This window comes from Brevundimonas sp., assembly GCF_041648615.1.
Taxonomy (GTDB): domain Bacteria; phylum Pseudomonadota; class Alphaproteobacteria; order Caulobacterales; family Caulobacteraceae; genus Brevundimonas.
Window position 1 is genome coordinate 13,699 of sequence record NZ_JBAZOS010000014.1, and the last position, 26,206, is coordinate 39,904.

Sequence of the window (26,206 nt, forward strand, 5' to 3'; positions counted from 1 at the left end):
AGCGCCGCGAACAGTCGGCGCGCCAAGGGAGCGAACCATGGGCTCGGTGCTGGGGTTTCCCGGCGTCGATCCGCTTGACGCGGCGGTCGGCGCAAGACTGAAGCGGTGGCGCCAGACGCGCGGCATGGCCATTGAGGACGTGGCCGCCGCCCTGCACATGCCGGTCGAGGAGGCCCGCCGCGCCGAGGCCGGCCGCGCCCATCTGACCACCGCCCAGATCGGCGCCGCGACCAGCGCCCTGCACCTGCCGCTGTGGGCGCTCGTCTCGGACACGCGAGCCTATTAGTCGGTAGAGAGCTCGACCCCGCCAGAGGCGCCGTCATAGGTCAGACGATACTGGCGCAGGAATGTGCGACCGAGAATGAGCCGATGCCACTGACCACCTTGGTGCAGTTTCACACCTGTGAAGGGCTGAAACAGCAACCGGTCAAGCGAGGGCACGTAAACCCGCGCCGTATAGACGACCGCGCAATGGCGACCAACGACGCCGCTGATCTCACCCTCGTCCGTTATCGGCAGCCCCAACCGCTTGGCCAGTTCGTCGTCGATGCAATCACCGCCTGCGCCGGTGTCGATCAAGGCTCGAATGCGTTTCTCCGCCAGATCCGGCAGACCGCCCGCGACGCCCCGTGATTTCGTCCCGATATCGACCCATACAGTTGGCCCGAGCTCCACCAGCAAGTCCGCCGGCGAAAGCCCATTGGCGCCGGCTCTAAACCCGGCCTGAGACGACGGCATGCGAGGGCGTGAAGATCATGCCGCCTGAAAGGCTCACGGTCGCCGGCGCGCCGACTTGCCGAATGAGATACGGCCCTTCGTCAAAGCGCTCCAGGGCATCCGCGGCGGCGGCCTGAAAATCTGTATAGGCGTTGATATACGCCCCATCGTGAAAAACGACCCAAGCGCGTGGATGGCTGGCTTCAAGCTGCGCCCGCATTCGTTCGAAGGCGGCGATATCCTTGCCGAGAACGCTCATGCGACCCGTCGAGCCTGAAGACCTGGGTGGTCGGGATGATCTGAGGATGCCTGAGTCGTGACTGGAAGGCCAATACGCCGGCTCGCTCCTCGTGACAGCAGCGCCCCGCCCGCCTAAGCCTCCCTGCATGGCATACAAATCCCTGCGCGACTTCATGGCCATGCTCGAGGCCGAGGGCGAACTGGTTCGCGTCGCCGAGCCCGTCTCCACCCATCTGGAGATGACCGAGATCCAGACCCGGCTGCTGCGCAACGGCGGCCCGGCGGTGCTGTTCGAGAAGCCGGTCATGCCCGACGGCTCGATCAGCCCCATCCCCTGCCTCGCCAATCTGTTCGGCACGGTGAAGCGGGTCGCCATGGGCGTGACCATGGACAAGAAGGCCCGCACCACCGCCGCCGAGTTGCGCGAGGTCGGCGAACTCCTGGCCTTCCTGCGCAACCCGACGCCGCCGCGCGGCCTGTCGGACGCCATGGAGATGCTGCCGCTGGCGCAGACGGTCATGTCCATGCGGCCCAAGATCGTGAAAACGGCCCCGGTCCAGCAGGTGGTGCTCAAGGGCGACCAGATCGACCTGACCGCCCTGCCCGTCCAGGGCTGCTGGCCCGGCGAGCCCGCCCCGCTGATCACCTGGGGCCTCGTCGTGACCAAGGGGCCGTCGGACGACCGCGAGGACGACTTCAACCTCGGCATCTACCGCATGCAGGTGCTCGGCAAGGACAGGGCCATCATGCGCTGGCTGGCCCATCGCGGCGGAGCCCAGCACTACGCCCGGCACAAGAAGGCCGGCAAGAAGGGGCCCCTGCCCTGCGCCGTCGTGCTCGGCGCCGATCCGGGCACCATTCTGGCGGCGGTGACGCCCGTCCCTGACACCCTGTCGGAATACCAGTTCGCCGGCCTGCTGCGCGGCGCCAAGGCCGAGCTGGTCCCCTGCAAGACCGTGCCGCTGATGGTCCCCGCCAACGCCGAGATCGTGCTGGAGGGCCACGTCCTGTTCGACGAGCACGCGCCCGAAGGCCCCTACGGCGACCACACCGGCTATTACAACTCGGTCGAGACCTTCCCCGTCTTCCAGGTCACGGCCGTCACCATGCGCCGCGATCCCATCTATCTGACCACCTTCACCGGCCGTCCGCCGGACGAGCCCTCGGTGCTGGGCGAGGCGCTGAACGAGGTCTTCATCCCCCTGCTGCGAGCCCAGTTCCCCGAGATCACCGACTTCTGGCTGCCGCCCGAGGGTTGCAGCTACCGCATCGCGGTGGTCTCGATGAAGAAGGCCTACCCCGGCCACGCCAAGCGGGTGATGCTGGGCGTCTGGAGCTATCTGCGCCAGTTCATGTACACCAAGTGGGTCATCGTCGTGGACGACGACATCGACGCCCGCGACTGGAAACAGGTCATGTGGGCCATCTCCACCAAGATGGACCCGGCGCGCGACATCACCGTCATCGAGAACACCCCGATCGACTACCTCGACTTCGCTTCGCCCGAGAGCGGCCTCGGCTCCAAGATCGGCCTCGACGCCACCGACAAATGGCCGCCCGAGACGAAGCGCGAATGGGGCGAGGAGATTCGCATGGACGCCGGGGTCGTCGATCGGGTTTCGGAGATGTGGAGCAAACTGGGGCTGCCGGGGGACGGCGCGCCGATCTGGAAATAGCGGGGATCGCGTTTCCTGGCCGATTGTGTCCAAATAACGCTTTCCAGGTGACGAAACGGTAATCTAACGTGCGGGTTCGGCCTTACCTCCCGATGGAACCGTCCCGATGAAATCTGCTCTCGTTCTCGCTGCCGCCGTCGTCCTGGCCATGCCTGTCGTGTCAGTCCCCACCGTCTCCGACGCCCAGGTGCTCACCGGCCGCGGCCGGGCCACCCCTGCGCGCCGCGCCCGCCCGGCTCCGCCGCGGCTGACCGAAGCCGAGGAAGATCGCCTGTGGGACGCCCAGACCGAGCTGGGGACCCTCGACGGACAGATCGCGGCGCTTCAGGCCGCCGTCCAGACCCAGGGCGCCGCGTCCGCCGAGCAACAGGCGCAGCTGAACGCCCACGCCGCCCGGCGCACGGAGCTTCAGACCGTCATCACCCGGCTGGAAGCCAAGCGCGACCGCTAAATTTCGCGGGTCCATCGGTATAGAGCCGCCGGACGCCTGGCGGTTCGCACGTCGCCGCCTGTCCAGGGTGATCACTGGAATCGCGACCGGGGGGCCGCATGAGCGCGTTCGAGTTCTTCTTCAGCTTCTACGGTCTCCTGCTCGGCCTTTCGGTGGCCGAGTTGGTCGGCGGGTTCGCGCGCATCCTGCATCGGCGCCGGGCCGTGCGTTTCGGCTGGCTGACGCCGCTCCTGGCCGTGTTCGTCGCCGTCGATATCGTTACGTTCTGGAACCAGGCGTGGGTGCTGTTCCGCTTCGCCCCCTTCAACATGGCCCTGCTGGTGGTGGGTCTGGCCGTCGCCGCCGTCTTCTACGTGGCGGCCAGCGTGACCTTCCCCGGGCGCGACACGGCTGAGACCTCCACCAATCTGGACGATCACTTCTGGGCCCATCGCCGCACCGTCTTCCTGTGCGTTCTGATCGCGAACCTGATCATCATGGCGGTGTTCTTCGCCAACGCCGGTCTCCGGGGCGAGATGGTCCGGTCGATGCTGTCGCCCGTCTTCTGGATCGGCCTGGTCCTGTTCATCGGAGGGACCGCGGTCGCCGCCTTCGCCCGGTCGCGAAGGATCGTGGTCGCGGCCCTGATCGTGCTGGTCGCCTATCACGGCTTCAACGTGGCCCGTTCGGCCAATGTCCTGATCCAGTCCGGCGGCTGGTCGTTCACCCCGCCCGCGGCCGCCGACCCGACCTGATCGAAGGGCGCCATTCGCACGCGTGCTCTGGCGCCGCCGGACGAAGCCTTTAGAACCATGCCTGTCCGCCGCCGCCTCACGGAGCCCGCATGACCCGTCTCCAGATCCTGGGCTCCGGCTGCGCCGCGGCCGCATTCCTGTTCGCGAGTTCCGCCATGTCCCAGATCACGAGCCCCACCGTCCCCAACGCCGCGCCGTGGGACCAGCCCTTCCTGCCGTCCGCGCCGGAATGGGACGGCGCCTCGAAGGGCCTGCTGCGTTCGGCTTCCGACCCCTGGGCCACGGCCTTCGAGACCGACCCCGACCACGACTTCAGCCCGACCTATGCCGACACCCGCGCCTGGTTCGACCGGCTGGACGCGGCCTCTGACCTGATCCGCATCGAACAGTTCGGCGTCTCGCCCGAGGGCCGGCCGATCTACGCCGTCATCGCCTCGAAGGACGGCGCCGCCTTCGACCCGTCCAAGCCCGTCCTGCTGGCCCAGGCCGGCATCCACCCGGGCGAGATCGACGGCAAGGACGCGGGCATGATGCTGCTCCGCGACATGGCCTTCAACGGCAAGGACGAGCTGCTCGACCGGGTCAATCTGATCCTGATCCCCATCCTGTCGGTCGATGGTCATGAGCGGGCCTCGGCCTACAGCCGCCCCAACCAGCGCGGGCCCCGCATCCAGGGCTGGCGCAACACGGCGACCAACCAGAACCTCAACCGCGACTATCTCAAGCTCGACCAGCCCGAGATGCGGGCGGTGCGCGGCCTGATACTGAAATACAAACCCGACCTCTACATCGACATCCACGTCACCGACGGCATGGATTACCAGTACGACGTCACCTGGGGCTTCAACGGCGAGAACGGGGCGTATTCGCGGTCCCCCGCCACCTCCCGCTGGCTCAACGACGTGTTCAAACCGGCGATCAACGCCGGTCTCGAGGCCCAGGGTCACATCCCCGGCGAACTGGTCTTCGGGGTCGACGACAGCAATCCGCGCGCGGGCCTGTCGGACGGCGGACTGGGCGAACGCTTCTCCAACGGCTGGGGAACCGCGGCCCATGTGCCGACCATCCTGATCGAGAACCACAGCCTCAAGCCCTTCGAGCAGCGCGTGCTGGGGACCTATGTCTTCCTCGAGGACGCCCTGCGCCTGCTGGCTCGCGACGGCCGCGACCTGCGCGCCGCCATCGCCGCCGACAGCGCCCTGCGCCCGGCCGCCATCCCGGCGAACTTCCAGGCCGAAACGACCCCGGCCTACACCCGCAGCTTCAAGGGCATCCGCTACGAGACCTGGGACAGCCCCGCCTCGGGCCGGCGGGAAATCCGCTGGCTGGGCCAGGCCGATCCCGAGCCCTGGCCCATGCCCTTCTTCGGCTCGAAGCCGACCCTGACCCTGGCGCGGCCCGAGGCCTACTGGGTGCCGTCCTACCGCACGGACATCATCGAACGCCTGCGCATCCACGGCGTGACGATGGAAACCCTCGACGCGCCCCGCACCGTTTCGGTCGAGATGCTCAGCCTCGACGATCCCAAGGTCGCCACGCGCCACAACGAGGGCCATCTGCAGGTCTCCGTCACCGCCGTGACGCCCCGTCGGCGCGACTGGACCTGGCCCGCCGGCTCGGTCCGCGTGCCGACGGACCAGCCGCTGGGCGACGTCGTCGTCCTGCTGCTGGAGCCGCAGTCGAACGAGAGCTTCTTCGCCTGGGGCCTGTTCCCCGAGGTGCTCAGCCGCGTCGAATATATCGAGGGCTACGCCATCGCCCCGCTGGCCGAGGCCATGATGGCCGCCGACCCGGCCCTGAAGGCGGCGTTCGAGGCGAAACTCGCCGCGGAGCCCGAGTTCGCCGCTGACGGCGACGCGCGTTTGCAGTGGTTCTACGAGCGAACTCCGTTCTATGATGACCGCTACCGGCTGTATCCGGTCGGCCGCGAGACCTGAATCATGACACTGACTGGAATGACTCCGATCCAGTCCGCCGCTCTCTGGAGCGGTTTGCTGATCCTTCTCCTGGTCATCCTGTCTGTCCGCGTGGTCCTGGCGCGCCGGACGCACCGGGTGCTGCTGGGCGACGGCGGCGTCTCCCAGGTCACCGTGGCGACCCGTGTGTTCGGAAACGCGGCGGAATATGTTCCCGTGGGCGTCGGCGCCCTGGCCTTGCTGGCCATGCTGGGCCTGCCGGCCATGGCGGTGCATGCCGTCGGCGGCGTCCTGCTCGCCGGGCGTCTGGCGCACGCCGTCGGCCTGAGCGACAGAAGGCCGACGATCGCCCGGGTCGCCGGCATGGTCCTGACCTACTTCGCCCTGATCACCGCGAGCGGCATGCTGGTGGTCCACGCCTTCGTCTGAACTTGCACAGCGCGGTTGCGGCGGCGCCTCCGCCCGGCCATATCGGGGCATGCCTGACCCTACTGCGTCCGCCTCTCCCGACATCCTGCCCGAACTGGTCGCCGCCGCCCTGAGGGCCGGCGCCGACGCCGCCGAGGCCGTCTCCGCCGAGCGCGCCTCCCTGTCGATCGGCGTCCGCAACGGCGCCCTCGAAGAGGTCGAGCGCGAGGAAAGCCGCGACCTGGGCCTGCGCGTCTTCATCGGCGCCCGCCAGGCGACCGTCTCCGCCTCCGACCTGTCCGAGGCGACCCGCGCCCGGCTGGTCGAGCGCGCCGTGGCCATGGCCCGCCTCGCCCCGGAAGACCCCTGGGCCGGCCTCGCCCCGCAGGACCGGCTGGCCCGCGGTCCTCTTCCCGACCTCGACCTGTACGACCCGGCCGAGCGCAGCGCCGCGGAACTGGAAGCCGTCGCCGCGGAAGCCGAGGCCGCCGCCCTCGCCGTGCCCGGCGTGGCCAAATCCGAGGGCGGACACGCCTCGGCCTCGTCCAGCCGCTGGCGGCTGGTGACCTCGCACGGCTTCGACGGGGCCTATCACGGCTCGGCCTTTTCGCTGGGCGTCGGGGTCATCGCCGAAAAGGACGGCGCCATGGAGCGCGGCGGCGAGCATCGCGCGACCCGGCATCTCTCCGACCTGCCGGACGCCGGGACGATCGGCGCCGAGGCCGGCCGCCGCGCCGTCGCTCGCACCGGTCCACGCAAGATCGCCTCCACCACGGCCGCGGTGATCTTCGAGAATCGCGTCGCCGGCCAGGTCCTGTCGCCCCTGCTGGGCGCGATCTCGGGCCCGTCGGTCGCGCGCGGAACATCCTTCCTCAAGGATCGGATGGGCCAGCCGGTCCTGCCGGCGGGCGCCAATCTGATCGACGACCCCTTCCGCCCGCGCGGCCTCGGCTCGACCCCCTTCGACGACGAGGGCGTCGCCGTCACCCGTCAGGCCATCGTCGACGACGGCGTCCTGACCACCTGGCTGCTGAACAGCGCCGCCGCCCGGCAGCTGGGTCTGGCCTCAACCGGCCACGCCTCGCGCGGCCTCGCCGGCCCGCCCGGCGTCTCGACCCACAACCTGCATCTGGAGCCGGGCGAGACGGATCTTGCCGGCCTGATGGGCGAGGCCGGAACCGGCCTGCTGGTCACCTCCATGTTCGGCCCGTCGCTGAACGCCCACACCGGCGACTGGTCCGCCGGCGTCTCGGGCTTCTGGTTCGAGAACGGCCAGATCGCCTGGCCCGTCAGCGAGGTCACCGTCGCCGGCAAGCTGCTGGACCTCTACGCCCGCATGCGACGCGGTTCGGACCTGGAGTTCCGCAACTCCTTCAACAGCCCGTCCCTGCTGTTCGACGGCGTCGCCATCGCCGGCAAATGACCGACCTCGCGACCGACCTGGCCCTGATCCGCGACGCGGCCCTCGCCGCCGGCGAACTGGCGCTGGCCGAGCGCGAGGCGGGGCTGAAGATCTGGTCCAAGTCAGGCGGCTCGCCCGTCACCTCGGCCGACATGGCCGTCGACGCCCTGCTTAAGGACGCCCTGCTCTCCGCCCGTCCGGACCATGGCTGGCTGTCGGAAGAAACCCCCGACAGCGATGCGCGCCTCTCGCAGCCCCGCCTGTTCGTGGCCGATCCCATTGACGGCACGGTCGCCTATATGAAGGGCAAGCCGTGGTGGTGCATTCCCATCGCCATCGTCGAGGACGGCCAGCCCGTCGCCGCCGTCATCCACGCCCCCGCCCTGGGCGAGACCTTCACCGCCATGCGCGGCGGCGGCGCGTTTCTGAACGGCCGGCCGATCACCGCTTCCGACACCACCGATCTCGATGACGCCTCGGTTCTCGCCGACGCCCGGCTGATGGAGGGGCCGCACTGGCCCGAGCCCTGGCCCGTCATGCGCTATGAGAAGCGCAACGCCATCGCCTACCGCATGGCCCTGGTCGCCGCCGGGGCCTTCGACGCCGCCATCGCCCTGACCGCCAAATGGGACTGGGACGTCTGCGCCGGAGCCCTGATCGTCGAGGAGGCGGGCGGCCGCGTCAGCGACCATCACGGCGGACCGTGGCGCTTCAACCAGCGCGATCCGCGTCAGAACAGCCTGATCTGCAGCGCCCCGGCGCTTCACCCGTTGATCGTGCGCCGCACAGCGCCTATTCCGCTCGCGCCCCGCCAGAACGACCGGACCCTCTGATGACCACCGCAACCGACGCCCCCCAGCTGCTGCATCTCGTGATCGGCGGAGAGCTGCGCCACCTCGACGCCCCGGTGTTCCGCGACCTGTCCAAGGTCGAATTCGTCGGCGCCTTTCCCAACTATGAGGAAGCGCGCAAGGCGTGGAAGGCCCGGGCCCAGGCCACGGTCGACAACGCCCACATGCGGTATTTCATCCTGCACGCCCACCGGATGATCGACCCGCGCGGCGACGATCACGCGCACTGAGGGGGAACTCCCCCTCGGTCCGGGACGCTTTCAGGCGTATATCGCCAAGCCTGAAAGCGGAGAGATCCCATGACTCCCACCCTTATCGTCCTGATCCTCGCGGCGCTCGGCGTCGCCATTGTCGTCTGGGCCACCCGCCGCAAGCCGGACACCACGCAAACCGGCCCGCGGGAAGGCGACACGGCCTGGAACGACCCCATCACCCCCGGCGAGCCGGCCCGCCCGACGACGCGGCCTGACACCTTCGCGACCGAAACGCCCCCGGCCCGCGACCTGCCCCGCGATCCGCAGCCATGACCCTGTTCGGACGCACCCTCGACGGGACCGAGATCGCCTCCCTGGTGTCGCTGCTGCTGGTTCTGGTCCTCTGGATCGGCGCCTGGCGCGGCGAACGCGACTGGACCCGCTGGTTCCGGACTTGGGAGGCTGACCGCAAGGCGCGACGCGACGCCGAGCGGGCCGCTGAAAACGGCGGCGACGGCCCCGCGGCGCCCGGCGCGCCGCGCGGTCCGTGGAGCTGAACCCTATTCCCGCTTCAGCAGCTTCTCGGTCAGCACCGTGCCCCACCAGCCGGCCTTGAACTCGGCCCGGATCGCCTTCGGGTCGTAGGCGTCGCTGTCGACCCAGTCGATGAAGCTGACCCCCGTCGGCTCGACCTCTTTCAGGTATTTCTCCAGCGTATAGTCCAGCACCCCGGTCAGGCCTTCGCGGTGGTGCAGGTATTTCTTCGACAGCTGGTCGATGGCCACGCTGATCGGTTCGCCCAGATGGAAGTGGCGATAGAAGACCGCCATCATCCCGGCCCGGTCGGCCCCCGACTTGCAGTGGATCAGCACCGGATATTCGATCGTTCGGAACAACTCCCGGGCCCGGTGCACCCGGTCCTTCTGCGGCGGATCGCGCGAGTCCAGCGGCGCGTCGATCAGGGTCAGGCCCAGCCGCTCGCACGCCGCCTTCTCCAGCGCATAGTAGGCCTCGTCCCGCGCCCCGCGCAGGTTGATGACGGTCTTGATCCCCTGTGACTTCCAGTAAGCCAGCTGCCGCGGCGACGGCTGGTTGGTCCGCACCAGATCCGGCCCCAGCCAATGGGCGTTCATGAACCACCGCCTGAGGAAGGCGTGATCCTTCCAGACATAGTCCCACCGCGCCTTGAACCGGCCGGCGGGGGTGGTGAGATCGTAGCGGGACATGGGGAGGAGATAGCCTCGGCCGCGTCACGACGCCACTCTCGGAAAAGCAGGACAATTCATGCGAGACATCCTCGACACCGGGTCCGACACAACCGCGACATCCGTGACAAGGCGGACACCGCTTGACTTCCCCCCCGCGCCGTCCGACCTCGGACCGATGACGACGCCCGCGCCCGCCGCCGACGAGAAGGAGCCCCTTCGCCCCCTGCTGGCGCGGATCTGGCGCGACTACCTCTCGCATCACAAGGCGCCCCTGTTCCTGTCGATGCTGTGCGCCGCCGTGGCCGGCGGCCTGTCCGCGGCCACGCTGAAGTTGCTCGAACCCGCCATCAACGGCCTGTTCCTCCAGACCGACACGCCGATCAAGCTGTGGGGCCTGATCGACATCCCGCCCGGACAGGCCCTGGTCTACATCCCCGCCGCCATCGTCCTGGTCGCCATCGTCTGGACCGCCGCCTCCCTGGGACAGGCCGCTCTCGTCAACCGGCTCGGCCACGGCATCGTCGGCGACATCCAGGTGCGGCTGTTCGGGGCCATGATCCGCGCCGACCTGTCCCGGCTGCGCAGCCAGCACAGCGGCAGCTTCGTCTCCTCGGTCCTGTTCGACGCCAATCTGGTGCGCGAGGCCTTCACCAACGGCGTCGTCAACTACACCCAGCACAGCCTGACCCTGGTCTTCGTCATCGCCGCCATGGCCTTCATCGACTGGCAGCTGACCGCCATCGTCCTGCTGGGCGTGCCCCTGATCACCCTGATCCTGCGCCGCTTCTCGAAGCGCACGCGCAAGGCCACCACCGGGGCGATGAAGGAGACCGAGAACCTCTCCACCGCCCTGATGGAAAACCTCGACGGCGTCCGCCTGATCAAGATCGAGAACCGCGAGGCGGCCGAGCAAGCCCGTGTCGGCGAGGTCGTCTCGCGCCGTCAGCGCCACGTCATCAAATCCGCCGACAGCCGCGCCTTCGCCGGCCCCTTCAGCAATCTCGTGGCCATGATCGTGGTCGCCGCCGTCATGGCCTACGCCGGCTGGCGGGCGCGGGACGGAGCCATGAGCGTGGGCGCCTTCGCCGCCTTCATCGGCCTGCTGATGGCCGCGGGCCAGTCGCTGCGCCAGGTGACCAATCTCCAGACCGTCATGACCGAGGGCCTGACCGCCGCCCGCCGCCTGTTCGCCGCCCTCGACATCCAGCCCGAGATCCGCGAGACGCCGGACGCCGCGCCGTTCGAACACGGCCCGACCACCGTCGCCTTCGACCATGTGTCCTTCGCCTATGGCCCGGCGTCCGACGGAACGGCGCCGACCCTGTCGGACGTCAGCCTGACCGTCGCCCCCGGCGAGACCGTCGCCCTCGTCGGCCCCTCGGGCGGCGGCAAGAGCACGATCCTGAGCCTGCTGCCCCGCTTCTATGACGTGACCGGCGGGGCCGTGACCCTGAACGGCCGCGACATCCGCGAGCTGAAGCTGCACGACCTGCGCGCCGCCATCGCCCTGGTGACGCAGGAGCCCTTCCTGTTCGACGACACCGTCGCCGCCAACATCGCCTACGGCCGCCCCGGCGCCACGGCTGAAGACATCGTCGCCGCCGCCCAGGCCGCCGCCGCCCATGACTTCATCACCGCCCTGCCCGAAGGCTACGCCACCCGCGCCGGCGAGGCCGGCCTGCGCCTGTCCGGCGGCCAGCGCCAGCGCATCGCCATCGCCCGCGCCTTCCTCAAGGACGCGCCCATCCTCCTGCTGGACGAGGCCACCAGCGCCCTCGACACCGAGAGCGAGGCCCTCGTCCAGGCCGCCCTCGAACGCCTGATGCGGGGCCGCGCCACCCTGATGATCGCCCACCGCCTGTCGACCGTCCGCAACGCCGACCGCATCCATGTGATCCAGGCCGGCCGGGTGGTCGAAACCGGCTCCCACGCCGCGCTGGTCCGCAAGGGCGGCCTGTATTCGCGGCTGGCGAAGCAGCAATCGCTGGACGGCGACCCGGTCACGGTCGCGACCGTGTCATGAGGCCCCTCCGCAACCCCGTCATCCAGGCCATCCTCGCCTGGACCCTGGCCCAGTGGATGCGCTTCTGCTTCGCCACCATCCGCTGGACGCATCACAACCAGACCATCGCCGAAAAGGTCTGGGCCGACGGCGGCGGCGTGCTGTGCGCCTTCTGGCATTCGCGCATCGGCCTCAGCCCCGCCTGCTGGCCGCTGGACCGGGCCCAGCCGGCCAAGGCCCTGATCTCGCTGAGCCCCGACGGACAGTTCATCGCCAAGGCGGTGGCCCTTCAGGGCATTCCGGCCGTGCGCGGTTCGTCCGCCAACAAGGACAAGGCCGACCGCGCCAAGGGCGGCTCCCAGGCCCTGCGCGACGGCCTGCGCCAGCTCAAGGTCGGCGCCCTGGCCATCACCCCCGACGGCCCGCGCGGCCCGATGCGCGAGATGGCCGAGGGCCTGCCCCTGCTGGCCCGGCTGTCAAAGGCGCCGGTGCTGTTCATCGGCATGTCCTGCAACCCGGCGATCCGGCTGAACAGCTGGGACCGCGCCATCCTGCCCCTGCCGTTCGGACGCGGCGCCATCGTCTGGGACGTCGACCGCTATCCCGAGGGCGCCGAACTGGCCGACGTCGCCCGCGCCTGGACCGAACGGCTGACCGCCGTCGAAGCCGCCGCCGACGCCCACGTCGGTCTGGAGCGGGTGTGACGTGAGCCCGGCCCTGATCGTCTACCGTCTGCTGACCCGGATGCTTGAGCCCCTCGCCCCGCGCCTGCTCGACGCCCGCGTCAAACAAGGCAAGGAGGACGCCGCCCGCGTCGATGAACGCCTTGGCCTGACGTCGATCGCCCGGCCCGCCGGCGACCTCGTGTGGCTGCACGGCGTCAGCGTCGGCGAGACCCTGTCCCTGCTGCCCGTGGTCGACCGCCTGCGGCAGGCGCGGCCCGACCTGACCGTGCTGGTCACCTCGGCCACCCTGACCTCGGCCAGCCTGCTGGCGCGCCGCCTGCCGCCCGGCGTCATCCACCAGTTCGCCCCGGTCGACGGCCCCGCCGCCGTCGCCGCCTTCCTCGACCACTGGCGGCCGTCCGTAGCCCTCTTCGTCGAGAGCGAGCTGTGGCCCAACCTGATCCTCGCGGCCCGCAAGCGCGGCGTCAGACTGGTCCTCGCCAGCGCCCGCATCACCGAAAAGACCGTCGAGGGCTGGCGCCGCTTCCCCGGCGCCGCGCGGGAGGTCCTCTCGGCCTTCGACCGCATCCTGCCGCAGGACGAAACCTCCGCCGCCCGGCTCGAGAGCCTCGGCGCCCGCATCGACGGCCATGTGAACCTCAAGCTCTCGGGCGAGGCCCCGCCGCACGATCCCGCCGCCTTCACCCGCCTCAGCGCCGCCATCGGCGACCGGCCCGTGGTCGTCGCCGCCAGCACCCATGACGGCGAGGAGATCGCCCTCGTCCGCGCCCTCGACAAGCTGACCGACCGTCTGTGCCTGATCCTGGTCCCGCGCCACCCCGGGCGCAGCGCCGCCATCGCCGCCGCCCTGACCCGCGACGGCTATCGCTTCGCCCTCCGCTCCGAGGGACGCGAGCCGGACCGCGACACCGACCTGTATCTCGCCGACACCCTCGGCGAGATGGGCCTGTTCCTGCGGCTGGCCGATGTCGTGGTCATGGGCGGCTCCTTCTCCGCCGCGCTGCAGAAGCCCCCGGTCGGCGGCCATAATCCGCTTGAGCCCGCCCGCCTCGGCAAGCCCGCCGTCACCGGCCCCGACATGACCAACTGGGCCGCCGTCGCCGAGGCCCTCGTCGCCGCCGGCGGCCTGACCGTCGTCCAGGCCCCCTGGGACCTGCCCGCCGTCATCGGCCCCCTGCTGGCCGACGACGCCGAGGCCAAACGCATCGGCGAACGCGGCCGCCGCGCCGCCGCCGAGGCCGGCTCGGGCCTCGACCGGCTGTGGGACAGGGTGGAGCCTCTGCTGCCCCGCGCCGCGCCGCGAGGCCGCCGATGAAACTGAACACCCCCCGCTGGTGGTATGTCCGCGAGCCGCGCCACGCCTCGGTGCTGCGCTTCCTGCTCAAGCCCCTGTCCTGGATCTGGGCCGCGGCCACCGCCCGCCGCATCGCCCGCGCCACGCCGGTCGATCCGGGCGTGGCGGTGATCTCGGTCGGCAATCTGACCGTCGGCGGCTCGGGCAAGACCCCGGTGACCCGCGAGGCCATCCGCCTGCTGCACGAGGCCGGCGTCGACGCCCACGCCCTGTCGCGCGGCTATGGCGGGCGCCTGCGCGAGCCGACCCGGGTCGATCCGGCCAAACACACCGCGGCCGACGTCGGCGACGAGCCCCTGATGCTGGCCCTCGGCGGCCCCGCCTGGATCGCCCGCGACCGGGTCGCCGGGGCCCTCGCCGCCGCCGAAGCCGGCGCCCAGGCCCTGGTGCTGGACGACGCCCACCAGAATCCGGCCCTCAGCAAGACGCTCAGCCTCGTGGTCGTCGACGGCGAGACGCGGGGCGAGGAATGGCCCTTCGGCGACGGCTCGGTCTTCCCCTCGGGTCCGATGCGCGAGCGACTGAGACACGGCCTGGCCCGCGCCGACGCCGTGGTCGTCCTGCTGCCGGCCGACGCCCCGCACGCCGATCCCGAACTGCTCGAGGCCTTCGGCGGCCTGCCGGTCCATATCGCCCGGCTCATGCCCGCGGGGCCGCCGCCGAGGGGGCCGATCCTCGGCTTCGCCGGCATCGCCAAGCCGTGGAAGGTCGAGCGCGCCCTCGACGCCGCCGGCGCCGAACTGGTCGACTTCGCCCCCTTCCCCGACCACGCCGCCTTCCGCGAGGGCGACCTGGCCTTCCTCGCCGACCGCGCCTCCCACTTCAAAGCCCGGCTGGTCACCACCGAAAAGGACTGGTTCCGCCTGCCGCCCGAATGGCGCGGCCGGGTGCTGTCGTGGCCGGTCAAGGCGACGTTCGAGGACGAGGCCGCCTTCCAGCGGCTGTTGCTGGGCGCCGTGCGGACCTATTCGGCCCGGTAGACGATCCCGCCCCGCATCACGAACCGCACCCGCTCCAGCTCGGTGACGTCGCTCAACGGGTCGCCGGTCACGGCGATCAGATCCGCCGGCATCCCCGCCGCGATGCGCCCCGCCTCGTTCGAGATCTTCAGGTGCGCCGCCGCCCCGACCGTGGCCGCCTGCACCGCCTCCAGCGGCGTCATCCCGGCGCGCACCAGCAGGGCGAACTCCTGGGCGTTGTCGCCGTGAGCGGAAACGCCCGAATCGGTGCCGAACGCGATCCGCACCCCGCCCTCATGCGCCCGCCGCGCCATGTCCAGCATCTTCGGCCCGGCCTCCAGCGCCTTGGCGGTCTGGTTCGGGGTGAAGAAATTGTTCGGTCCCGAGGCGATACGCGCCACGAAATCCCCGGCCAGCAGGGTCGGCACCAGATACACCCCGTCGCGCCGCATCAGCCGGATCGACTCATCGTCCAGCCATGTGCCGTGCTCGATCGAATCGCCGCCGGCCCGCAGGAAGCTGTTGATCCCGTCCGCGCCATGGGCGTGGGCCGTGACCTGCCGCCCCATCCGGTGCGCCGCGCCGACGATGGCCGCCAGTTCCTCGTCCGAGAACTGCTGGCCCAGCCCCGCCGCCGTGTTCGACAGCACCCCGCCGGTCGCCGTGATCTTGATGATGTCGGCCCCGGCCCGCACCTGCAGCCGCACCGCCCGCATGCAGTCGTCCGGACCCGAGCAGATGCTCTCGTCCGACAGCAGGTGCATGACGTCTTCGCGATAGCCGTTGATGTCGCCATGACCGCCATGGATCGACACGGCCGAACCCGCCGCGATGATCCGCGGTCCGGGCACGTCGCCGCGCCGCACGGCGTCGCGCAGGGCGAAGATGGATTCATTGGTCGCGCCCAGATCCGCGACCGTGGTGAAGCCGGCCAGCAGGGTCCGCCGGGCGTAGCGCGCGCCGACCATGGCCTGTTCGGAATTGGACTGGGTCACCGTCTCCAGCCGCCCGTTCGGGTTCTGTTCGCCGGTCAGATGGACGTGGCTGTCGATCAGTCCGGGCAGCACGAAAGAGTCGCGCAAATCGACGATCCGGCCCTCGCCGACGAAGCCGTCGCGCACTTCGACGACCTGGTTCCCGCTGATCACGAGAGTTTTATCGCGCTGCACAACGCCGGTCGCCGGATCGGCCAGAAGCCGGCCGATCTGCACGAACGTCGTTCCCTCCGAGGGCGAAAGCGGCGCGATAGCGGGCGTTTGCGCCGCAACACTGGTGGCCAACAAGGCAGCCGCGGCCGCCAGCAACGATGTGATCGACTTCACGAAACCCTCCCGAAACAGACTTCTACCTTAGACCTCGGAGCGGTTTCGCCAAGGCGCAGGTTGATCCTTCCGTTACGAACTGAAACAACCTGTCACTTCCGAAATATGCGAGGGGCGTCGCATGCGGCTGGCGAGACGTGGATTCATTCTGGGCGGCGCCGCCCTTCTGTCGGGCTGCGCCACGGCGTCGGCCGCCACCCGGACGGCGGAGTTCCGCCCGCTGCCGGGCCTGGCCCGGACCCCGGTTCCGACCGTCGTCATCTCGCAGGCGCCCGAGACCATCACGGCCCAGCTGAACACCACCCGTCCGCTCGATCCGCGCGGCCAGGTCCGCAAGGAGCTGATGGACCGGGCCCTCGCCGCCCTGGACATCCACAAGGACAGGATCACCCAACGCGACCGGATGTATCTGGTCGACTTCCAGAAATTCTCGGGCGACGAGCGTCTGTACGAGGTCGATCTGCACGGCGGCGTCGTCACCCTGATGCGCACCAGCCACGGCCGCGGCTCCGACCCGACCCACACCGGCTTCGCCCGCGACTTCGGCAACACCCCCGACAGCTACATGTCCTCGGTCGGGGCCTTCGCCACCGCCGGCGCCAGCCACGGCGCCCAGCAAGGGCCGAACGTCCTGCTCGACGGGCTGGAGTACACCAACAACATGGCCCGCGAGCGCGCCATCATCATCCACGGCGCCGACTACGCCGACCCGGCCTTCCTGGCCCGCGAAGGCAAGCTCGGCCGCTCGTACGGCTGCTTCTCGGTGGCCCACGCCGATCTGCCGCGCCTGCGCGAGCGCATGGGCGAAGGCCGGCTTCTGTTCGCCTGGGCCTGAGACCGGTCTATTTCAGCACGGCCAGCAGCACGGCCACCCAGTGCACGGCGGCGGCCACCACGACGTGGCCGTGCCAGATGGCGCGCCGGAAACGCATGGCCTTGTTGGCGTAGAAGATCACGCCGACGGAATAGAGCACGCCTCCGACCGCCATCAGGATCAACGGGGCCAGCCCCAGGCTCTGCATGATCGGCTGGACGGCGATCACCATCAGCCAGCCGAGCGCCAGATAGACGACGATCCAGAACCCCTTGCCCAGCCCCGGCAGAAACAGCTTGGCCAGGGCGGCGAAGATGGCCGTCGCCCACACCGCCGACGTCATCCCCCAGGCCCAGGCCCCTGTCAGGTGCTGGGTCGTGAACGGCGTGTAGGACCCGGCGATCATCAGGAATATGCCGGCGTGGTCGAACCGCCGCAGCAGCGGCTGGAACCGCGGCGCGGCGAAATTATACGCCGTGGACAACCCCAGCATGGTCAGCAGGCCGACGGCGTAGATCGCCGCCGCCGTCAGCCGCCCGATGTGGCCGTAACCGATCGCCAGCCCCAGCAGCATCCCGCCGCCGACCAGGGCCAGCGCCAGTCCGGTCAGGTGGACGATCAGGTCGGCGAGCCGCTCCTTGCCGTCGCGATAATGGCTCGGCGGCTCGGGCGGCAGGACGTCCGGCATGCGGTCAGCTCCCACCGTCCCGTTCCAGCGCGCGCCAGCCGATGTCGGTGCGGTGGAAACCGCCCGGCCAGTCGATCTTCTTCACCGCCGCATAGGCCCGCGCGCGCGCCTCGGCGATGTCCTTGCCGCGCGCGCAGACGTTCAGCACCCGGCCGCCCGCGGCCGCCAGTTGCCGGTCCGCCCGCCGCCGGGTGCCGGCGTGGAAGACCTGCACATGCGGGCCGAAATCCTGCTCGGCCCCGCGGATGATCGATCCCTCCAGCGGACTGTCGGGATAGCCCGACGCCGCCAGCACCACGCAGACCACCGTCTCGTCGCGGAAGGCGGGCATCGGAGCCCGGGTCAGATCGCCCCGCGCGCAGGCCAGCAGCAGGGGCACGATGTCCCCGTCCAGCCGCATCATCAGCACCTGGCATTCCGGATCGCCGAACCGGGCGTTGAACTCAACCACCTTGGGGCCTTCGTCTGTGGCCATCAGCCCGGCGTACAGCACGCCCCGATAGGGCATGCCTTCCGCCGCCATCGCCGCCACCACCGGCTGGACGATCAGCCGGTCCGCGGCCTCGACCAGTTCCGGCGTGAACACCGGCGCCGGCGAATAGCTGCCCATGCCGCCCGTATTGGGGCCCAGGTCGCCGTCATAGGCCCGCTTGTGGTCCTGCGCCCCGCCCAGCAGGACGGCGCGGCTTCCGTCGCAGACCGCGAACAGCGAGCCTTCCTCGCCGGCCATGAACTCCTCGATCACCACCCGCGCGCCGGCGGCGCCGAACCGGCCGCCCAGCATCCGCTCGATCTCGGCCTCGGCCTCGCGCTTGTCGGGGCTGATCGCCACCCCCTTGCCGGCGGCCAGGCCGTCGGCCTTGATCACATAGGGCGGCTTGAACACCGACAGGGCCTGCCGCGCCTCGTGCAGCCGCTCATAGACGCCGTAGCCGGCGGTCGGAATCTCGTGCCGCTCCATGAAGGCCTTGGAGAAGGCCTTGGAGGTTTCCAGCTGCGCCGCCTTCGCCGTCGGTCCGAAACAGGGAATGCCCGCCGCCGCCAGCCGGTCGGCCAGTCCGGCCTCCAGCGCCGTCTCCGGCCCGACGACGACCAGATCGGCCTTCATCTCGCGCGCCAGGGCCGTCAGCCCCTCGGCGTCCGTGACCTTCAGCGGCGCCAGCTCGCCCAGCTTTTCCATGCCCGGATTACCGGGCGCGATGATCAGACGCCGCAGCAGCGGCGACTGGGCGATCTTCCACGCCAGGGCGTGCTCTCGCCCGCCCGATCCGACCAGCAGGATATTCATGCGCGGGCAATGACCGCACGCGCGAAGGCGGTCAAGTCGCGGATCGCATCAGACAAATACAGCAGAGATCACATAGACCGCGAGGCCGAGCAGGATGATCCCGCCGATGACCAGCCACAGACTGGTCGACGCCCCGTCGCTGCGCCGTCCCATCTCGCTTTCGCGCGGGTCCTTGTCGATAGGATCGGTGTCGCGGGGATCGGCGGCCATGGCTCGCCAACGGTTACTCGCATCCGCCGTTCCCGCAAGCCCCGACTGTCGCTAGTCTGCCCCGATGAGCGACGACTCCTACGTCTTCGAGGGCCCGGCCGACGAACCGCCGCCCCTGCGGGACAACAATCCGCCCCAGACGGTCTCGGAACTGTCGTTCGCCCTCAAGCGCACGCTCGAGGACCGGTTCGGCCATGTCCGGCTGCGCGGCGAGATCTCCAAGGTCAATCATCACGCCTCGGGCCACGTCTATCTGACCCTCAAGGACGACAAGGCCGCCATCGACGGGGTCATCTGGAAGGGCTCGGTCCGCGGCCTCGGCGTCCGGCCCGAGTCCGGACTGGAAGTCATCGTCACCGGCAAGATCACCAGCTATCCCGCCCGCTCCTCCTACCAGATCGTCATCGAGACCATGGAGGCCGCCGGCGCCGGCGCCCTTCTGGCCCAGCTGGAACGGCTCAAGGCCAAGCTGGCGGGCGAGGGTCTGTTCGAACCGGGCCGCAAGAAACCCATACCGACCTTCCCCGCCGTCGTCGGCGTCATCACCAGCCCGACCGGGGCGGTGATCCGCGACATCCTGCACCGCATCGCCGAGCGCTGGCCCTGCCGCGTCATCGTCTGGCCCGTGGTCGTCCAGGGCGACGCCGCCTGCGGCCAGGTCTCCAACGCCATCCGCGGCTTCGACGCCCTGAAGCCGGGCGGCCCCATCCCCCGGCCCGACATCCTCATCGTCGCCCGCGGCGGCGGCTCGGTCGAGGACCTGTGGTGCTTCAACGACGAGGGCCTGGCCCGCACCGTCGCCGCCGCCGCCATCCCGATCATCTCGGCCGTCGGGCACGAGACCGACACCACCCTGATCGACTTCGTCTCGGACCGCCGCGCGCCCACGCCCACCGGCGCGGCCGAGATCGCCACCCCGGTGCTGGCCGACCTGCGCTACGCCGTCGCCGACCTCGACCGCCGCCTCGCCCGCGCCGGCGGCCGCATCCTCGAGGACCGCCGCACCCGCCTGCGCGCGGCCGCCCGCGGCCTGCCCGCCCGACCCGAGGACGTCCTCGCCTTGCCGCAGCAGCGGCTCGACCACGCCGGGAGCCGGCTGGCCTCGGGCCTGACCCGGAACCTCGTCCTGCATGAGCGCGCCCTCGTCGGCGTCACGGGCCGCCTCTCCCCCGCCCTGCTCGACCGCGCCATGGAGCGCCGCCGGGACCGGCTGGAGTCGGTGTCCGCCCGCCTCGGCTCCGGACTGACCGCCAATGTGAAGGCGCACGAACACCGCCTCCTGCGCGCCCTCTCCCGCTTGTCGCCCGAGCCCCTCCATCGCCGGCTGGACCAGCGCGCCGCCCGGCTGGAGTCGGTCGGGACCCGCCTCGTCGCCCTGCCCAGACGGCTCGAACGGGACGAGGCCCGCCTCGCCGCCCTCGCCCGCGCCCTGGCCGGTCTCAATCCGAAAACCCCCAAGCCCGGCTTCGCCCGGGTCGAGAGCGAGGACGGCGTCATGATCGCCGCCGCGGCCGCCCTGCAGGACGGTCAGGCCGTGCGGCTGGTCTTCGCCGACGGTTCGAGAGGCGCGCGCATCGAGGGTGAAGACCCCGCGCCGCCCGCCCGCGCCCGGTCTTCGCCGGCTCCGAAGCCCAGGACGCCGCCTCCGGGCCAGGGCGACCTTTTCTGAGGGAAAATCCGTGGCGCGGTCTCCGGCGTCACGCTAGCGTGGGGATCATGGTGAAAACTCCTTCCGGCACGGCCACCCTTCACTACGGCGACGGCGAATTCGCCGTGCTCAAGCCCGGACGCACCGTGACCTGCGCCGTCAGCGGCAAGCCCATTCCGCTCGAAACCCTGCGCTACTGGTCGGTCAGCAAACAGCAAGCCTATGCGGGCCCGAACGAAGCCTTCCAGAGCCTGGTCCAGCGTCCGTGATCCTGCCGCGCCGCCATCTCCTGATCGGCGGCGGCGCCCTGGCGGCCGCCGGACTGGCGCCGCGGGCCGCGGGGGCCCAGGCGCCGGCGGACCTCGTCCTGACGGGCCGGTTCGTCCAGGGCGGCCACGCCATCGGCCGGACCTGGCCCCGGGCCCTGATCTTCGTCGACGGCGAATCCCTGACGGCCGCCTCGGCGGACGGCGCCTTCATCGTCGGCTTCGACCGGGACGCGGCCTCCAGCGTTCAGATCGAGGCGCGATCCGGCGCCCGGTCCGCGACGCGGACCCTGACCATCGCGCCCGGCCAGTTCACCTCGACCCGCATCGACGGCCTGCCCCCCGCCACCATCGAGCCGGGCGACCCCGCGCTTCTGGCCCGCATCCAGCGCGAGGTCGCCCTCAAGACCGAGGGTTTCGCCAGCCGGACCGACGCCGACCATTTCAGCGAGGGCTTCATCTGGCCGCTCGAACGCTTCCGCGTCACCAGCCGCTGGGGCAGCCAGCGCGTCCTGAACGGCACGCCCGCCCGGCCGCACTACGGCATCGATCTCGCCGCGCCCCAGGGCGCCCTGATCCGCGCGCCCGCCGCCGGCCGGGTGACCCTGGCCAAACCCGATCTTCATTTCGAGGGCGGCCTGGTCCTGATCGACCACGGCCAGGGCCTGATCACCGCCTGTCTGCACCAGTCGCGGCTCGACGTTCGCGCGGGGCAGGCCATCCGACGCGGCGACCCGATCGGTCGGGTCGGCATGACCGGCCGGGCGACCGGTCCGCACCTGTGCTGGCGAATGAAATGGCGCGATCGAAACCTCGACCCGTCACTCATGGTTGAAACCGGACAATCGTAACCGCTTACGACCGGGGTGATCGCTGATCGGTGATAGACGCGGGCCGAATCGGCTCGTAGAGCGTCGTTATGCCCGGTCAAGCCGGGCCGTAGCGAATTGATCCATGGCCTCCCTCGGCGCCCTTAAAATCCTTCTCATCGACGACAACGCCCACATGCGGGCCATCACCTCGGCGGTGCTGCAGTCCGCCGGCATCCGTGAGGTGCGCGAGGCGGCCGACGGCAGCGCCGCCCTGACGATCCTGCGCGACTACATGCCGGATCTGGTGATCGTCGACTTCAACATGTTCCCGCTGGACGGGGTGGAGTTCACGCGGCTGGTCCGCAACAGCCCCGACAGCGCCAACCCCTATCTGCCCATCATCATGATGACCGGCCATTCCGAGAAGAGCCGCGTCTATGAGGCCCGCGACGCCGGGGTGACCGAATTCGTGGTCAAGCCGATCACGGCCAAGGCCATCCTCGACCGCATCCAGTCGGTGATCTTCCATCCCCGTCCGTTCGTGAAGACCGACGGCTATTTCGGCCCCGACCGCCGCCGGACCCAGTCGCCGAACTACAGGGGCGCGATGCGCCGCGCCTCGGATCAGTCGCGGGCGCCGAATTCCAGCGCCGCCTGACCGCCTTCGGGGGCCGACCACACACGAACCCTTAAGCTCGTCCGGCTTAAGGTGACGCTCGAACCTGGTTCGAGAATTCCGGACGCACCGATGTCGACGCTTAAACATCTCCAGGTCCTGCTGGTCGACGACAATCCTCACATGCGCGCCATCACCGCATCGGTGCTGCGCTCCATCGGCGTGGGCGGCATATGGGAGGCGTCGGACGGCGCCAAAGCCATGGAGAGCCTTCGCGAGCACGCGATCGACGTCGCCTTTGTCGACCTTGAAATGCAGCCGCTCGGCGGACTGGAATTCACGCGCGCCGTCCGCACCAGTCCGGACAGCGCCAATCCCTACCTGCCCATCATCATGATGACCGGCCATACCGAGGAACATCGCGTCATCGAGGCCCGGGACATCGGCGTGACGGAATTCCTCGCCAAGCCGATCACCGCCAGAACCCTGATCGACCGCCTCAATTCGGTGATCGTCAAGGCCCGTCCCTTTATCAAGACCGAGGGCTTCTTCGGCCCGGACCGGCGGCGGGTGGGCGACGGCTCCTACAAGGGCGCGCCCCGCCGGGCCCGGGATCAGTCGGACGACGACGCCAACGCCGCATAGACCCGGTCGGGCCACCGCTTGTGGACCCAGAACCAGTCGACGGGGCTCTCGCGCACCCGGTCTTCGATAAAGCGGGTGATCGCCTGCACCCCGCGGGCGATGTCGGCCGACCGGTCGCCGGTCTTCCGCAGTTCGATCGGCTCATAGACCGTCAGCCGGAACCGCACCCCCGGCAGCCGCACCACCGACATCGGCTGCAGCACCGTCCCGAAGCGCAGCGCCAGCCGGCTGGGCCCCGGCGCCGCGTTCACGGGCTGGCCGAAGAAGGTCACCTCGGGCCCCTCCGAAAACTTCTGGTCATTCATCAGGGCCACGGACTCGCCGCGCGCCATGCCCGCCAGCAGCTCCCGCGCCCCGTCCCCGCCCTTGGGCGCGAACAGCCTGACGCCGTAGCGCGCGCGCGCGGCGATGATCTGGGCATCGACGTAAGGGTTGTTGGCCGCGCGATAGGTGATCTGGCACGGCACGCCCGAGCCCGTGATCGTCGCCGCCAGCGTCTCGATATTGGCGAAATGCCCGCCGACGAAGACCACCGGCCTGCCGCTGTCCCGAATGGCGTGCAGCCGCTCCTGTCCGACCACCTCGATGCGGTTCTGCTTGACCAGAAGGTCCATCACCGCCGTCTCGGCGAAGGCCCGGCCGGTCTGCTCCCACTGCGCCAGCGCCAGGGCTTCGCGCTCGTCCTCCGGCATGTCGGGGAAGGCGATGCGCAGGTTCCGCATCACCGTGCGCTGGGTCCCTGTCTTCGGCCCCAGGGTCCGCAGGGCCCAGCCGCCGAACGCCGAGGCCCGCTCCACCCCCAGCAGCCGCATCAGCCCGACGAAGCTCGCGAACCCGGCCGCCTCCAGCCGCCAGATCAGGTCCTGACGCAGGCTTGCAGGCTTGCCGCCTTCACCACGCAATGGTGATCCCGCCGTCCACAACCAGGGTCTGGCCGGTCATATAGGCCGAGGCCGGCGCCGCCAGATAGACCGCCGCCCCCGCGATCTCGTCCGGCTGGCCGATGCGCTTCAGCGGGGCGGGGTCCGTGACCTGCTTCAGCAGCTCGGGGTTCTCCCACAGGTATTTGGCGAAGTCGGTCTGCACCAGGCCCGGGGCGATGGTGTTGCAGCGCACGTTGGACGGCCCCCACTCGACCGCCAGATTGCGCGCCAGCTGCATGTCCGCCGCCTTGGAGATGTTGTAGGCGCCGATCAGGGCGTTGCCCCGCAGGCCCCCGATCGACGAGACGATGATCACCGACCCGTCCCTCCGCTCCAGCATCTGCGGCGCGACCATCTGGATCAGCCAATGGTTGGACACGACGTTGTTCTGCAGAATCTTGCCGAACTGGTCGTCGCTGATCCCCGCCATCGGCCCCGCATAGGGATTGGTCGCAGCGTTGCAGACCAGGATGTCGATCTTGCCGAAGGCGGCGTTGGTCTCGTCGACGAGCCGTTGCAGATCCTCTTTCGAGGCGATGTTGGCGGGAACGACCATGGCCCGGCCGTCGCCGTGCTTCGCATTGATCGCGTCGGCGACTTCCTGGCACGGGCCGGCCTTGCGCGAACTGATCACCACCCGGGCGCCGTGCTCGGCCATCCGCTCGGCGATGGCTTTGCCGATCCCCTTTGACGAGCCGGTGATGACTGCGACCTTGCCGGTCAGATCGAACAATTCCATCGTTAACCTCGAAGAAGTGGGGAGAATCCGTGCGACGCCCTAGGCGATCCGTACTGTTACCCCGATACTCGGGCGATTCCATCCGGGAAGACGGACGATCCGTTTCCAATGCGCGCACTCACCCAGGGCTTCCTGTTCTTCACCTACCTGTTCCTGGCCATGACGGCCGGGGCCTTCCTGTGGAGCGCCAATCTCGGCGCCGGCGCGGGCGTGGCCGCGGGCTTCGGCGTGCTGGGCCTGTTTCTGGCCGCCCATACCCTGATCACGGCCAAGGCCGACAAGGCCGCCCTCAGGACGGAGATCGACCAGGTCCGCGAGGCCCACCGCCTGCTGGCCGACGCCATGGACTCGACCCAGGGCGCCCTCACCGAACTGGCCCAGGCCATTGAGTCGGGCGCCGTCACCTCCAACGAGGCCCTGTCCGGCGAAGTCCGCATGCTGGAGACGCTGATCTCGCAGATGAGCGAGTCGCTGGACCACCGCATGGCCCAGCCGACGCCCGCCAGCGCCTTCGAGGCCCGCCACCGCGACCAGGCCAATGTCCTGCTCCAGACCATCCACGAGGCCCTGGCCGAGAACCGCGTCGACCTCTACCTCCAGCCGGTCGTCTCCCTGCCCCAGCGCCGGACCATCTTCTACGAAAGCTTCACCCGCCTGCGCGCCGCCGACGACCGGGTGATGATGCCGGCCGAATACCTCTCGGTCGCCGAGGGCGAGGGCCTGGTCCCCGCCATCGACAATCTGCTGCTGTTCCGCTGCGCCCAGATCGTCCGCCGCCTGGCGCGTCAGGACCGCAAGGTCGGCGTCTTCTGCAACGTCGCCCTGTCGTCCCTCGGCGACGAGACCTTCTTCCCCCAGTTCCTCGATTTCCTCAGCGAGAACCGCGACCTCAACCAGGCCCTGATCTTCGAGCTGGGACAGGCCACCTTCGACGCCCGCGGCGCGGCCGAGGCCCGCAACATGGCCAAGCTGGCCGATCTCGGCTTCCGCTTCTCGATCGACAAGGTCCAGACGCTGGACCTGGACTTCGCCGACCTCCAGCGCTCCGACGTCAAGTTTATGAAGGTCGCGGCCGACCTGCTGATCGAACAGCTGCTGGACATGGACGGCGCCTCGGCCCTGCCCAGTCTGCGCGACATCTCCGCCGCGGACTTCGCCGGCCTGACGCGCCGCTACGGCATCGAGCTGATCGCCGAGAAATGCGAGACCGAGCGCCAGATCGTCGACATCCTCGAGCTCGACATCTCCATGGGCCAGGGCCATCTGTTCGGCGAGCCCCGCGCCATCAAGGAAGCCGTGCTGGCGGAAACCGATCCCCCGGCCGACTTCATCCGCTCGACCCTGCGCAGCGCCGACCACCGCCGACGGTTCGGCTAGGGCCTCCGCGCCCGGAAAACTCTTAACCCCTGGCGTGCCCGATCACGGTAAACTCGCCGG

Annotated in this window: 31 protein-coding genes; 22 read left to right on the forward strand and 9 right to left on the reverse strand. The window is 69.9% G+C overall.

Annotated features, from left to right (window positions below):
- The first annotated feature begins 37 nt into the window (after window positions 1-37).
- Window positions 38-286 (forward strand): helix-turn-helix domain-containing protein, encoded by a 249-nt coding sequence (locus WC555_RS07375; protein ID WP_373252565.1) that lies wholly within the window; start codon window positions 38-40, stop codon window positions 284-286.
- Here the strand turns inward: WC555_RS07375 and WC555_RS07380 are convergent.
- Together WC555_RS07380 and WC555_RS07385 are read right to left on the reverse strand one after the other, a co-directional pair.
- On the reverse strand, window positions 283-675 hold the full coding sequence (locus tag WC555_RS07380; protein WP_373252642.1) for a retropepsin-like aspartic protease: 393 nt from the start codon (window positions 673-675) through the stop codon (window positions 283-285). The genes WC555_RS07375 and WC555_RS07380 overlap by 4 nt on opposite strands.
- A 37-nt stretch (window positions 676-712) precedes the next feature.
- Window positions 713-976, reverse strand: coding sequence for a hypothetical protein (locus WC555_RS07385; RefSeq protein WP_373252566.1), 264 nt, complete (start codon window positions 974-976; stop codon window positions 713-715).
- 127 nt (window positions 977-1,103) lie between these two features.
- On the opposite strand from WC555_RS07385, the gene WC555_RS07390 reads away from it, so the two are divergent.
- From WC555_RS07390 to WC555_RS07435, 10 genes are all read left to right on the forward strand, one after another.
- Window positions 1,104-2,633, forward strand: coding sequence for a UbiD family decarboxylase (locus tag WC555_RS07390; protein ID WP_373252568.1), 1,530 nt, complete (start codon window positions 1,104-1,106; stop codon window positions 2,631-2,633).
- 106 nt (window positions 2,634-2,739) lie between these two features.
- Complete coding sequence (locus WC555_RS07395; RefSeq protein WP_373252570.1) at window positions 2,740-3,084, forward strand: hypothetical protein; 345 nt, start codon at window positions 2,740-2,742, stop codon at window positions 3,082-3,084.
- Between the two features lie 98 nt (window positions 3,085-3,182).
- The gene (locus tag WC555_RS07400; RefSeq protein WP_373252571.1) at window positions 3,183-3,818 is read left to right on the forward strand and encodes a hypothetical protein; all 636 of its coding nucleotides are present in this window, start codon (window positions 3,183-3,185) and stop codon (window positions 3,816-3,818) included.
- Window positions 3,819-3,973: 155 nt separating this feature from the next.
- Window positions 3,974-5,755 carry a M14 family metallopeptidase gene (locus WC555_RS07405; RefSeq protein ID WP_373252643.1) on the forward strand — a complete coding sequence of 594 codons (1,782 nt, stop codon included), beginning with the start codon at window positions 3,974-3,976 and terminating at the stop codon, window positions 5,753-5,755.
- A 3-nt stretch (window positions 5,756-5,758) separates the two neighbouring features.
- Entirely contained in the window at window positions 5,759-6,163 is a 405-nt protein-coding gene (locus tag WC555_RS07410) for an MAPEG family protein (RefSeq protein WP_373252573.1), read from the forward strand.
- A gap of 49 nt (window positions 6,164-6,212) precedes the next feature.
- Entirely contained in the window at window positions 6,213-7,565 is a 1,353-nt protein-coding gene (locus WC555_RS07415) for a TldD/PmbA family protein (protein ID WP_373252575.1), read from the forward strand.
- Entirely contained in the window at window positions 7,562-8,377 is an 816-nt protein-coding gene (locus WC555_RS07420) for an inositol monophosphatase (RefSeq protein ID WP_373252577.1), read from the forward strand. The genes WC555_RS07415 and WC555_RS07420 overlap by 4 nt, the downstream gene beginning before the upstream one ends.
- The gene (locus tag WC555_RS07425; protein WP_373252579.1) at window positions 8,377-8,625 is read left to right on the forward strand and encodes a DUF4170 domain-containing protein; all 249 of its coding nucleotides are present in this window, start codon (window positions 8,377-8,379) and stop codon (window positions 8,623-8,625) included. The genes WC555_RS07420 and WC555_RS07425 overlap by 1 nt, the downstream gene beginning before the upstream one ends.
- 69 nt (window positions 8,626-8,694) lie before the next feature.
- Window positions 8,695-8,922 (forward strand): hypothetical protein, encoded by a 228-nt coding sequence (locus tag WC555_RS07430; RefSeq protein WP_373252580.1) that lies wholly within the window; start codon window positions 8,695-8,697, stop codon window positions 8,920-8,922.
- Entirely contained in the window at window positions 8,919-9,146 is a 228-nt protein-coding gene (locus WC555_RS07435; protein ID WP_373252582.1) for a hypothetical protein, read from the forward strand. Before WC555_RS07430 ends, WC555_RS07435 begins: the two co-directional genes overlap by 4 nt.
- Before the next feature lie 3 nt (window positions 9,147-9,149).
- On the opposite strand, the gene WC555_RS07440 is transcribed toward WC555_RS07435, so the two are convergent.
- Window positions 9,150-9,815, reverse strand: a complete 666-nt coding sequence (locus WC555_RS07440) for a tyrosine-protein phosphatase (protein ID WP_373252583.1) — start codon at window positions 9,813-9,815, stop codon at window positions 9,150-9,152.
- 157 nt (window positions 9,816-9,972) lie between these two features.
- On the opposite strand from WC555_RS07440, the gene WC555_RS07445 reads away from it, so the two are divergent.
- The 4 genes from WC555_RS07445 to lpxK are packed head-to-tail and all read left to right on the forward strand — an operon-like array spanning window position 9,973 to window position 14,819.
- On the forward strand, window positions 9,973-11,820 hold the full coding sequence (locus WC555_RS07445; RefSeq protein ID WP_373252584.1) for an ABC transporter ATP-binding protein: 1,848 nt from the start codon (window positions 9,973-9,975) through the stop codon (window positions 11,818-11,820).
- Window positions 11,817-12,503, forward strand: a complete 687-nt coding sequence (locus WC555_RS07450) for a lysophospholipid acyltransferase family protein (RefSeq protein WP_373252586.1) — start codon at window positions 11,817-11,819, stop codon at window positions 12,501-12,503. The genes WC555_RS07445 and WC555_RS07450 overlap by 4 nt, the downstream gene beginning before the upstream one ends.
- 1 nt (window position 12,504) lies before the next feature.
- Window positions 12,505-13,800, forward strand: coding sequence for a 3-deoxy-D-manno-octulosonic acid transferase (locus WC555_RS07455; RefSeq protein WP_373252587.1), 1,296 nt, complete (start codon window positions 12,505-12,507; stop codon window positions 13,798-13,800).
- On the forward strand, window positions 13,797-14,819 hold the full coding sequence (gene lpxK, locus WC555_RS07460) for a tetraacyldisaccharide 4'-kinase (RefSeq protein WP_373252589.1): 1,023 nt from the start codon (window positions 13,797-13,799) through the stop codon (window positions 14,817-14,819). Before WC555_RS07455 ends, lpxK begins: the two co-directional genes overlap by 4 nt.
- On the opposite strand, the gene WC555_RS07465 is transcribed toward lpxK, so the two are convergent.
- Window positions 14,804-16,111, reverse strand: coding sequence for an amidohydrolase family protein (locus tag WC555_RS07465; protein ID WP_373252644.1), 1,308 nt, complete (start codon window positions 16,109-16,111; stop codon window positions 14,804-14,806). The two genes, lpxK and WC555_RS07465, sit on opposite strands and share 16 nt — an antisense overlap.
- Before the next feature lie 130 nt (window positions 16,112-16,241).
- Here WC555_RS07465 and WC555_RS07470 point away from each other — a divergent pair, with 130 nt between their 5' ends.
- Window positions 16,242-16,955, forward strand: a complete 714-nt coding sequence (locus WC555_RS07470; RefSeq protein WP_373252591.1) for a murein L,D-transpeptidase catalytic domain-containing protein — start codon at window positions 16,242-16,244, stop codon at window positions 16,953-16,955.
- 7 nt (window positions 16,956-16,962) lie between these two features.
- Here the strand turns inward: WC555_RS07470 and WC555_RS07475 are convergent, their stop codons facing one another.
- From WC555_RS07475 to WC555_RS07485, 3 genes are read right to left on the reverse strand one after another with little or no spacing between them, the layout of a single operon-like run.
- Window positions 16,963-17,622 carry a hemolysin III family protein gene (locus WC555_RS07475; protein WP_373252593.1) on the reverse strand — a complete coding sequence of 220 codons (660 nt, stop codon included), beginning with the start codon at window positions 17,620-17,622 and terminating at the stop codon, window positions 16,963-16,965.
- Between the two features lie 4 nt (window positions 17,623-17,626).
- Window positions 17,627-18,910, reverse strand: a complete 1,284-nt coding sequence (gene purD, locus WC555_RS07480; RefSeq protein WP_373252595.1) for a phosphoribosylamine--glycine ligase — start codon at window positions 18,908-18,910, stop codon at window positions 17,627-17,629.
- 48 nt (window positions 18,911-18,958) lie between these two features.
- Window positions 18,959-19,120, reverse strand: coding sequence for a hypothetical protein (locus tag WC555_RS07485; RefSeq protein ID WP_373252596.1), 162 nt, complete (start codon window positions 19,118-19,120; stop codon window positions 18,959-18,961).
- Between the two features lie 64 nt (window positions 19,121-19,184).
- Between WC555_RS07485 and xseA the strand changes: the two genes are divergently transcribed.
- The 5 genes from xseA to WC555_RS07510 all read left to right on the forward strand — a co-directional run bounded on the left by xseA (window position 19,185) and on the right by WC555_RS07510 (window position 23,107).
- Window positions 19,185-20,789, forward strand: a complete 1,605-nt coding sequence (gene xseA, locus WC555_RS07490) for an exodeoxyribonuclease VII large subunit (protein ID WP_373252598.1) — start codon at window positions 19,185-19,187, stop codon at window positions 20,787-20,789.
- Window positions 20,790-20,839: 50 nt separating this feature from the next.
- Window positions 20,840-21,037 carry a DUF2093 domain-containing protein gene (locus WC555_RS07495; protein ID WP_373252600.1) on the forward strand — a complete coding sequence of 66 codons (198 nt, stop codon included), beginning with the start codon at window positions 20,840-20,842 and terminating at the stop codon, window positions 21,035-21,037.
- Complete coding sequence (locus WC555_RS07500; RefSeq protein ID WP_373252601.1) at window positions 21,034-21,885, forward strand: M23 family metallopeptidase; 852 nt, start codon at window positions 21,034-21,036, stop codon at window positions 21,883-21,885. Before WC555_RS07495 ends, WC555_RS07500 begins: the two co-directional genes overlap by 4 nt.
- Window positions 21,886-21,988: 103 nt before the next feature.
- Window positions 21,989-22,504, forward strand: coding sequence for a response regulator (locus WC555_RS07505; protein ID WP_373252602.1), 516 nt, complete (start codon window positions 21,989-21,991; stop codon window positions 22,502-22,504).
- A 90-nt stretch (window positions 22,505-22,594) separates the two neighbouring features.
- Window positions 22,595-23,107: a response regulator gene (locus WC555_RS07510; RefSeq protein WP_373252603.1), complete on the forward strand. Its 513-nt coding sequence runs from the start codon at window positions 22,595-22,597 to the stop codon at window positions 23,105-23,107.
- Here the strand turns inward: WC555_RS07510 and WC555_RS07515 are convergent.
- Both WC555_RS07515 and WC555_RS07520 read right to left on the reverse strand, forming a co-directional pair.
- Window positions 23,077-23,919 carry a lysophospholipid acyltransferase family protein gene (locus WC555_RS07515; RefSeq protein WP_373252646.1) on the reverse strand — a complete coding sequence of 281 codons (843 nt, stop codon included), beginning with the start codon at window positions 23,917-23,919 and terminating at the stop codon, window positions 23,077-23,079. The two genes, WC555_RS07510 and WC555_RS07515, sit on opposite strands and share 31 nt — an antisense overlap.
- Before the next feature lie 79 nt (window positions 23,920-23,998).
- Window positions 23,999-24,769, reverse strand: a complete 771-nt coding sequence (locus WC555_RS07520) for an SDR family NAD(P)-dependent oxidoreductase (RefSeq protein WP_373252604.1) — start codon at window positions 24,767-24,769, stop codon at window positions 23,999-24,001.
- Window positions 24,770-24,877: 108 nt separating this feature from the next.
- Between WC555_RS07520 and WC555_RS07525 the strand changes: the two genes are divergently transcribed.
- Complete coding sequence (locus WC555_RS07525) at window positions 24,878-26,146, forward strand: EAL domain-containing protein (RefSeq protein ID WP_373252605.1); 1,269 nt, start codon at window positions 24,878-24,880, stop codon at window positions 26,144-26,146.
- Window positions 26,147-26,206 lie beyond the last annotated feature (60 nt).

Coding starts and splice junctions, on each gene's coding strand:
- WC555_RS07375 (WP_373252565.1), top strand. CDS start 38: ATGGGCTCGGTGCTGGGGTTTCCCGGCGTCGATCCGCTTGACGCGGCG.
- WC555_RS07385 (WP_373252566.1), bottom strand. CDS start 976: ATGAGCGTTCTCGGCAAGGATATCGCCGCCTTCGAACGAATGCGGGCG.
- WC555_RS07390 (WP_373252568.1), top strand. CDS start 1,104: ATGGCATACAAATCCCTGCGCGACTTCATGGCCATGCTCGAGGCCGAG.
- WC555_RS07395 (WP_373252570.1), top strand. CDS start 2,740: ATGAAATCTGCTCTCGTTCTCGCTGCCGCCGTCGTCCTGGCCATGCCT.
- WC555_RS07400 (WP_373252571.1), top strand. CDS start 3,183: ATGAGCGCGTTCGAGTTCTTCTTCAGCTTCTACGGTCTCCTGCTCGGC.
- WC555_RS07405 (WP_373252643.1), top strand. CDS start 3,974: ATGTCCCAGATCACGAGCCCCACCGTCCCCAACGCCGCGCCGTGGGAC.
- WC555_RS07410 (WP_373252573.1), top strand. CDS start 5,759: ATGACACTGACTGGAATGACTCCGATCCAGTCCGCCGCTCTCTGGAGC.
- WC555_RS07415 (WP_373252575.1), top strand. CDS start 6,213: ATGCCTGACCCTACTGCGTCCGCCTCTCCCGACATCCTGCCCGAACTG.
- WC555_RS07420 (WP_373252577.1), top strand. CDS start 7,562: ATGACCGACCTCGCGACCGACCTGGCCCTGATCCGCGACGCGGCCCTC.
- WC555_RS07425 (WP_373252579.1), top strand. CDS start 8,377: ATGACCACCGCAACCGACGCCCCCCAGCTGCTGCATCTCGTGATCGGC.
- WC555_RS07430 (WP_373252580.1), top strand. CDS start 8,695: ATGACTCCCACCCTTATCGTCCTGATCCTCGCGGCGCTCGGCGTCGCC.
- WC555_RS07435 (WP_373252582.1), top strand. CDS start 8,919: ATGACCCTGTTCGGACGCACCCTCGACGGGACCGAGATCGCCTCCCTG.
- WC555_RS07440 (WP_373252583.1), bottom strand. CDS start 9,815: ATGTCCCGCTACGATCTCACCACCCCCGCCGGCCGGTTCAAGGCGCGG.
- WC555_RS07445 (WP_373252584.1), top strand. CDS start 9,973: ATGACGACGCCCGCGCCCGCCGCCGACGAGAAGGAGCCCCTTCGCCCC.
- WC555_RS07450 (WP_373252586.1), top strand. CDS start 11,817: ATGAGGCCCCTCCGCAACCCCGTCATCCAGGCCATCCTCGCCTGGACC.
- lpxK (WP_373252589.1), top strand. CDS start 13,797: ATGAAACTGAACACCCCCCGCTGGTGGTATGTCCGCGAGCCGCGCCAC.
- WC555_RS07470 (WP_373252591.1), top strand. CDS start 16,242: ATGCGGCTGGCGAGACGTGGATTCATTCTGGGCGGCGCCGCCCTTCTG.
- WC555_RS07475 (WP_373252593.1), bottom strand. CDS start 17,622: ATGCCGGACGTCCTGCCGCCCGAGCCGCCGAGCCATTATCGCGACGGC.
- purD (WP_373252595.1), bottom strand. CDS start 18,910: ATGAATATCCTGCTGGTCGGATCGGGCGGGCGAGAGCACGCCCTGGCG.
- WC555_RS07485 (WP_373252596.1), bottom strand. CDS start 19,120: ATGGCCGCCGATCCCCGCGACACCGATCCTATCGACAAGGACCCGCGC.
- xseA (WP_373252598.1), top strand. CDS start 19,185: ATGAGCGACGACTCCTACGTCTTCGAGGGCCCGGCCGACGAACCGCCG.
- WC555_RS07505 (WP_373252602.1), top strand. CDS start 21,989: ATGGCCTCCCTCGGCGCCCTTAAAATCCTTCTCATCGACGACAACGCC.
- WC555_RS07510 (WP_373252603.1), top strand. CDS start 22,595: ATGTCGACGCTTAAACATCTCCAGGTCCTGCTGGTCGACGACAATCCT.
- WC555_RS07515 (WP_373252646.1), bottom strand. CDS start 23,919: ATGCGGCTGCTGGGGGTGGAGCGGGCCTCGGCGTTCGGCGGCTGGGCC.
- WC555_RS07520 (WP_373252604.1), bottom strand. CDS start 24,769: ATGGAATTGTTCGATCTGACCGGCAAGGTCGCAGTCATCACCGGCTCG.
- WC555_RS07525 (WP_373252605.1), top strand. CDS start 24,878: ATGCGCGCACTCACCCAGGGCTTCCTGTTCTTCACCTACCTGTTCCTG.